Source organism: Anaeromusa sp. (assembly GCF_028691475.1).
Taxonomy (GTDB): domain Bacteria; phylum Bacillota; class Negativicutes; order Anaeromusales; family Anaeromusaceae; genus Anaeromusa.
Genome location: NZ_JAQUZF010000114.1, coordinates 1 through 7,686 on the forward strand (window position 1 = coordinate 1; position 7,686 = coordinate 7,686).

Consider the following 7,686-nt stretch of genomic DNA (forward strand, 5'->3'; position numbering starts at 1 on the left):
AAGAAGACCCGCAGCGAGGCTTTCGGGGCGGAAGTAAAACGCCGCATTATGCTGGGCACCTATGCCCTAAGCTCCGGTTATTACGACGCCTACTATCTGAAAGCGCTCAAAGTTCGTACCCTGGTCAAGCAAGACTTTGACAAGGCTTTTGAAAAAGTAGACGTCCTGGTGACGCCTACTGCGCCGACGACGGCCTTCAAAATTGGTGAAAAGAGCGGCGATCCGCTCTCTATGTACTTGCAGGACGTCTGCACCATCCCCGTGAACTTGGCTGGCGTTCCCGGTATTTCCGTTCCCTGCGGCTTTGCTCAGGGCATGCCTGTGGGCTTGCAGTTTATCGGTAAGCCCCTGGCGGAAGAAACGCTGCTGCGTGTGGCCTATACCTTTGAACAAAGCCATGATTATCACAAGCGCCTGGCGCCGCTCGGGGAGGGTAAGTGATGAAATACGAAACAGTTATTGGTCTGGAAATCCATGTGGAGCTCAAGACCAAGTCCAAGATTTTCTGCGGCTGCAGCACCGAGTTCGGCTGTGGTCAAAATACCAATGTTTGTCCGGTGTGCCTTGGCTTGCCTGGCGTGCTGCCGGTCATCAATGAAAAAGTAGTGGAATACGCTATTAAAGCGGGTTTGGCGCTGAATTGCAGCATTGCATCTTTTAGCAAGTTTGACCGTAAAAACTACTACTATCCGGATTTGCCGAAAAACTTCCAAACTTCGCAGTACGATTTGCCCATCGTTGGGATGGGGCATCTGGACGTTGAGGTGGAAGGCGAGACCAAACGCATCGGCATTACTCGGATTCATATGGAAGAAGACGCAGGTAAACTGGTGCATTCCGGCAGTACCATTACCAGCTCGGATTCGGCTCTTGTCGATTACAATCGTACCGGCGTGCCGTTGATTGAAATCGTGTCGGAACCGGATATTTCTTCTCCGGCGGAAGCTAAAGCGTATCTGGAAAAAATTAAAACCATTCTGGAATACTTGGATGTTTCCGACTGCAAAATGGAAGAGGGCAGTCTGCGCTGCGATGCCAACATTTCCATTCGTCCGGTGGGCGCTAAGGAATTGGGTACGAAGACGGAGATTAAAAACCTCAATTCCTTCAAGGCTGTGCAGCGCGGTCTAGAATATGAAGTGGCTCGCCATATCGACGTCATTGACGACGGCGGCCGCATTATTCAAGAAACCCGTACTTGGGATGACGCTAAGGGCATGACTCTTTCCATGCGCAGCAAGGAGCAGGCTCATGACTACCGGTATTTCCCGGAGCCGGATCTGGTGCCGATCGTCATTGCCCCGGAAAAGATCGAAGCCATTCGCGCTACCTTGCCGGAACTGCCTGATGCACGGCGGCAGCGTTTGATGGACGACCATGGCCTTCCGGCTTATGATGCATCCATTCTTACCTCTAGCCGAGCGCTGGCTGACTACTACGATGCCCTCGTAGCCGCGAAAGCCGATGCTAAAGTAGCGGCGAACTGGGTTATGGGCGAATTTGCCAAGCATTTGAATAGCTCCGAGTTCACTGTGGCAACCGCTCCGGTCAATCCGGTCGCGTTGGCGGGTTTGATTCAACTGCTGGACAAGGGAACCATCTCCGGTAAAATCGCTAAGGACGTCTTCCAGTTCATGTGGGAAAGCGGCAAAGACGCGGAAACCATCGTGAAGGAAAAAGGCCTAGTGCAGATTTCCGATACCGGTGCAGTAGACGCTATTGTGGAAGCGGTGATTGCCGCTAATCCTCAGCCGGTAGCTGACTTCAAGGCTGGTAAGCAAAACGCTTTGGGCTTCTTGGTAGGTCAGGTTATGAAGCAGTCTAAAGGACGCGCCAACCCCGGCATGGTCAACGAAATGCTAAAGCAGAAGCTACAATAAGTTTATAAGCCAAGCTGTGCGGGAGTACTTCTCGCACAGCTTTTTTAATTTGAACAAGAGTCTAGGGAGAACTTGAGGGCACGCAGGAGGGCTGCTGGGGACGGTTTTTGAACAAGAGTAGAGTGAGTAGATGGAGGGCACAACAGAGAGAAAATATGAAAAATGCACGAGGAGATTACTTCGTTTCGCACGCAAAGACAAAAGCTGGTTAGCAGCAGTGGTTTTGTCTGGTAGAGGATAGCTGGCTTAGCGTGTCATTGCGAGGAGCGCAGCGACGCGGCAATCTCTCCGGTGCGATGAAAAAGTTCGGAAGTTGTTACTCTGAGTTGCGTTCACCATTTTCATCTGTGTTCCGTGCTTAACAATTGATTAACAAAATACATGTTTTTACTTTCGTTGAAAACGAAAATGTAATTTTAAAATTTACACTTGACTTCGTTTATGGCGCGATGTATACTAAAAACAATTAAAAAATAGAAATGCGAAGAAGGAAAGAGTAACTTTTCTCAACTGTGCAGAGAGCGGATGGCTGGTGAAAATCCGACGGGGCGGAAAGGTGAAGTTCATTCCGGAGCAGCGGGCTGAAAGAATAGCGAGTAGGCTTGGCCGAGTTCCCGCGTTAAGGGATTTAAGTGGGCTGTTGTCAATAAGGGTGGTACCACGAGCGCAAGCTCGTCCCGGTTACTGCTTCTTTTTTATTTGCAAGCCAGAAGGGGTGGTACCGCGAGCGCAAGCTCGTCCCGGAGTAGCATCCTTTTTTGTTTGTCAGCAGCCAAACAGGGTGGTACCGCGCGAGTCGCTCCTGAATTTTGGGAGCGGCTTTTTTCGTCCCTGTGTTCTGCAGTGACAATCGATTTTTAAAAAGGAGGAAACAAAGATGGTTATTGTATTGACGCCCGGGGCTAAAGAAGAAGAGGTAGCGGTGTTGCGCGAGGTGCTGCAGGAAGCAGGCTGCGAAGTGTGGCCGACAAAAGGCGCATTTCAAGATATTTTAGGGCTTGTCGGCGAAACCCATAAGGTGGATCGGGAACAGGTCATGTCCTTCCGCTGCGTAGAAAAGGTATTGGCGGTTCAAGATCCTTATAAGAAAGCAAACCGACTGTTCCATCCGTTGGATACGGCGATTCGGGTAGGCAACAGTCGTATTGGCGGCGGCGGGCTCGCAGTGATTGCCGGACCTTGTTCGGTGGAAAGCGAGGAACAGATCGTCGGCATTGCCAAACAAGTGCAAGCTTCCGGCGCGACCTTCCTGAGAGGCGGCGCCTATAAACCCAGATCGTCACCGTATAGCTTCCAGGGAATGCAGGAAGAAGGTCTGGAGCTGCTGAAGCTGGCTCGGAAAGCAACGGGCTTGCCTATTGTGAGCGAGCTGGTTTCTACAGACCAATTGGACCGTTTCGTCGACGATGTCGATGTGATCCAAATCGGCACCCGTAACATGCAAAACTATGAATTGTTAAAAGCCGTAGGGGAAGTAAATACGCCGGTGCTGCTCAAGCGCGGTCTGTCCTCTACCATTGAAGAATGGCTGATGTCGGCAGAATACATTATGGCGGGCGGTAATGAGCAGGTCATTCTTTGTGAACGAGGCATTCGTACCTTTGAGACCTATACGCGTAATACCTTGGACTTGAGCGCTGTGCTGGCAGTCAAGCATTTGAGCCATCTGCCGGTGGTGGTGGATCCTAGCCATGCCGCTGGTATGTGGTGGATGGTGGAAGCGCTCTCCAAAGCGGCGGTGGCTGTCGGAGCGGACGGTCTGATGATTGAAGTTCACAATGAGCCGGAGCGAGCGCGCTGCGATGGCGCGCAGTCTTTGAAACCGGAGCGCTTTGACCGCCTGATGGGGCAATTGCAACGGCTGTCTGCCTTAGAAGAAAGCGCTATGTAATAGCAAGGAGCTGCTGATTTAATTCAGCGGCTCCTTTGTTTTTGGTATCGAGAAGGATTTCTATTTTTTTGAGTCGAATACAGTGGCAAGACAGAATGTTCGGAACATCGAAGGAGGTTATGCAGCATGGCACAGATCCAAGAATTGCCGCTGGAAAAATTGCGTTTTCATTGTGATGATTGTCTGTTTGCTTTTGAAACAACGGAGAATATACCGCCGCTGGAAGTCATGATAGGCCAAGAACGAGCCGTACGAGCCGTGCGTTTTGGCTTGGCTACCTCCAGCCACGGATATAACTTGTTCTTATCCGGCCTGACTGGGACCGGAAAAATTACGTACGCCAAGTCGGCGGTGCAGGAAGTGGCTTCCAAAGAAGCAGTTCCTGTCGACTGGTGCTATGTGAATAATTTTGATTCTTCCAGCCAGCCGTTGGCGATGATGCTGCCGGCGGGCATGGGGCGTATTTTTAAGCAGGATATGCGGGAATTGGTGGATGATCTAAAAACCGATATCCCTAAAGCTTTCAGCGGCGAAGAATACGAACGGGCCAAAGCCACGCTGATTAAAAGCTATCAAGTCAAGCGGGCGGAAATTGTCGAACGGTTCAATGAAATGGCCGAAGCCAATGGTATTTTGCCGCAGTGGAGCACAACCGGTTTTGTCGGTGTACCTACCATTGAAGGTAAACCGCTGACGCCGGAGGAATACCAAAAGCTTGAAAAAGAAGAGCGCGAAGCCATTGAAGAAAAAATGCTGATGATGCATGAACGGGCGACCGAAGTGGTCCGGGAAATGCAGCATCTGGAGAAAAGCATCCGTGAAGAGGTCAAAGAGCTGGACTCTAAAATCGGCTTGTATGCGGCAGGGCATTTGATTGAAGCGCTCAAAGAAAAATACCAGGACTATGATCAGCTTACCACCTATCTGGAAGCGGTAAAAAACGACGTTGTTAAACATATTCATGACTTCCGTCCGGCATCGGAAGAGGAGCAGAACAATCCTCTGATGCTCTTTAAGAAACCGCAGCAAGATGGCGTTAAAGATCGCTATGCCGTCAATGTGCTGGTGGATAACCACGATTTGGACGGCGCTCCGGTATTGGTGGAAACCAATCCTACCTTCTATAATCTTGTAGGGCGCGTAGAATATGAAGCCCGCATGGGCGTAGCCAGTACGGATTTTACCATGATCAAGGCCGGCGCGTTGCATCGGGCTAACGGAGGCTATCTGATTCTAAACGTCAAGGATGTCCTGATGAATATCGGCGCTTGGGAAGCCTTAAAGCGCGTCCTGAAAACAGGCTGCCTGCAGATTGAAAATTTGGGAGAGCAATATGGCATGCTGGCCATGTCTTCGTTGAAACCTCGGCCGGTTCCGATCAGCGTAAAGGTCGTGCTTATCGGCAGCGCTCAGATTTATCAGCTTTTGTACGCCTATGATGAAGATTTTCGCAAGCTCTTTAAGGTTCATGCCGATTTTGACGTGGAAATGACGAATGACTCGATCAATTTGCGCAAACTGGCTAATTTCGTCAAAACCACGGTGGAAAAGGAAAAACTGCGTCATTTTGACCGTAAGGCGGTATCGAAAGTGGTCGAGTATTCCTGCCGCTTAGCAGGAAGCCAGAAAAAGCTGACTACTCGCTTTAACGAGCTGGTGGAACTGCTGTGCGAGGCGGATATTTGGGCGGCCCTGGATGAAAGCAAGCTGGTACGCGTGGAACACATCCGCCAGGCCATTGATGAAAAACGTCACAGAGCCAATAAGTACGAAGAAAAATTGAAGGAAATGTTTGCAGAAGGTAAGTTTCTTATTGATGTCAGCGGCGAAGTGGTCGGTCAGGTGAACGGCTTAGCGGTGCTGGGTATCGGTGAGTATATGTTCGGTAAGCCTTCACGCATTACCGCCAATACCTATTTAGGGCGCAGCGGTATTGTCAATGTGGAACGGGAAATCAAAATGAGCGGCAGCAGCCATAGTAAAGGCGTGCTCATTCTTTCCAGCTATCTAGGCGCTAGGTATGCGCAAAAGCAGCCGCTGTCCTTGACGGCCAGCCTGACTTTTGAGCAGCAGTACAGCGGCGTCGACGGAGACAGCGCCTCCAGTACGGAGCTGTATGCTTTGCTTTCCAGCCTTTCTGGTTTGCCTATTAAACAATCCATTGCCGTCACCGGTTCGGTCAACCAAAAAGGGGAAGTGCAGCCCATTGGCGGGGTGACGCAAAAAATAGAAGGCTTCTTCGCCGTCTGCAAGATCAAAGGCCTCACAGGAGACCAGGGCGTCATGATTCCGCATCAAAATGTGGATGAACTGACGTTGGATGACGAAGTGGTCGAGGCCGTACGGCAAGGAATGTTCCATATCTATCCGGTGCGCACGATTGATGAAGGCATTGAGCTATTAACCGGAACGCCCGCTGGCGAAGAGCAAGAAGACGGAGCTTATCCGGAAGGAACGGTGCACGCTCTTGTCAGTGCGAAACTCAAAGAGTATAATGATATTCTGCTGAGCCTTGGAAAAGACGGGGACGGCAAGAAAAACGGCGATAAAAGCGAAGAATGAGGAATGTTGGATGGCACCTGTAAGTCAGGGAGAAATAAGAGAAATTGCTATTTCCGGTTTGGGCCATAGCGGTGAAGGCGTGGGCCGAATCGAAGGGTTTACCGTATTTGTAGAAGGCGCGCTGCCGGGAGAGGCCGTGCGCTGCCGTGTAGACATAGTGAAAAAACAGTATGCCAAAGGGAGCCTGCTGGAAGTACTCCAGCAGGCTCCGGAGCGTGTGAAGCCGCCTTGTCCGGTATATGCCGCCTGCGGCGGCTGTCAACTGCAGCATCTGTCCTATGAGGGGCAGCTGACGGAAAAACGGGCTCAAGTGCAAGCGGCGCTGCAACGCATCGGCGGTCTTAGTGATGTGCCGGTGCACGCGGTACTGGGCATGGAAGATCCTTGGCGGTATCGGAACAAGCTGCTGCTGCCCGTAGCGCGCGGAGCCAAAGGAGAAGTGCAGATTGGCTGTTTTGCGCCTGGGACGCATCGGGTGGTTCATACGGAAGACTGCTTGATTCAGCAAGAGCGGAATAATGAAGCCGCCGCCGCCGTGCGCCAAGTGCTGGCGGAATTGTCGATTCCTTTATATGATGAGAAAACCGGCCAGGGCTCTGTGCGTCATGTTTTGGCCCGTACTGGCGTGAATACCGGCGAACTTATGGTGGCCTTGGTTACGGCGACGCCAACCCTGCCGCGCAAGACGGAAGTCATTGCCAAGCTGCGCCAGCGTTTGCCGCAGTTGACGTCATTGATGCAAAATATCAACAACCGCCGCACCAATGTGGTAATGGGTCCGGTATCGAAAAGACTATGGGGCAGCGAGTATATTGAAGAAACGCTGGACGGACTGACCTTCCGCATTTCTCCGTTGTCTTTTTTTCAGGTAAATACCTTGCAAGCGCAAGTGCTCTGCCGCCAGGCGCTGACGTATGCCGCCTTAACAGGGAGTGAAACCGTAGTAGACGCCTACTGCGGCGCTGGCTCCATCACACTGCTTTTGGCGCGCCAGGCGGCTAAAGTCTACGGCGTTGACGTGGTCGCGCCTGCGATCGAAGACGCTAAGAAAAACGCCGAGCGCAACGAGCTGCAAGATAAAGCCAGCTTTGTAACCGCCGATGCGGCCGTTTGGATGCCGGAACTGGCAGCCAAAGGCCAAAAGGTGGACGTAGTCGTTCTTGACCCGCCTCGGGCTGGCTGCGATCGCTCAGTCCTGGAAGCGGCAGTAACTATGCGTCCAGACCGCATCGTTTACGTATCCTGTAACCCGGCCTCCTTGGCCAGGGATGCCGCTATTTTGGCGGAACTGGGCTACGCGGTGCGGGAAGTACAGCCGGTGGATTTGTTCCCAATGACGCATCACGTCGAGTG

The 7,686-nt window shown here is 51.7% G+C and carries 5 protein-coding genes and 1 other annotated feature; all 5 genes read left to right on the forward strand.

Annotated elements, in window-relative coordinates; genetic code table 11:
* Nucleotides 1–441 (forward strand): amidase (locus tag PHF27_RS12120; RefSeq protein WP_300070425.1); only part of this gene is annotated, 441 nt, incomplete at its 5' end.
* The gene (gatB, locus tag PHF27_RS12125) at nucleotides 441–1,880 is read left to right on the forward strand and encodes an Asp-tRNA(Asn)/Glu-tRNA(Gln) amidotransferase subunit GatB (protein ID WP_300070428.1); all 1,440 of its coding nucleotides are present in this window, start codon (nucleotides 441–443) and stop codon (nucleotides 1,878–1,880) included. The genes PHF27_RS12120 and gatB, both read left to right, overlap by 1 nt.
* 475 nt (nucleotides 1,881–2,355) lie before the next feature.
* Nucleotides 2,356–2,563: a binding site (T-box leader), on the forward strand.
* Nucleotides 2,564–2,757: 194 nt separating this feature from the next.
* Complete coding sequence (gene aroF / locus PHF27_RS12130) at nucleotides 2,758–3,771, forward strand: 3-deoxy-7-phosphoheptulonate synthase (RefSeq protein WP_300070429.1); 1,014 nt, start codon at nucleotides 2,758–2,760, stop codon at nucleotides 3,769–3,771.
* Nucleotides 3,772–3,897: 126 nt separating this feature from the next.
* Nucleotides 3,898–6,333 (forward strand): ATP-binding protein, encoded by a 2,436-nt coding sequence (locus tag PHF27_RS12135; RefSeq protein ID WP_300070431.1) that lies wholly within the window; start codon nucleotides 3,898–3,900, stop codon nucleotides 6,331–6,333.
* A 10-nt stretch (nucleotides 6,334–6,343) separates the two neighbouring features.
* Nucleotides 6,344–7,686 (forward strand): 23S rRNA (uracil(1939)-C(5))-methyltransferase RlmD (rlmD, locus tag PHF27_RS12140; RefSeq protein ID WP_300070434.1); only part of this gene is annotated, 1,343 nt, incomplete at its 3' end.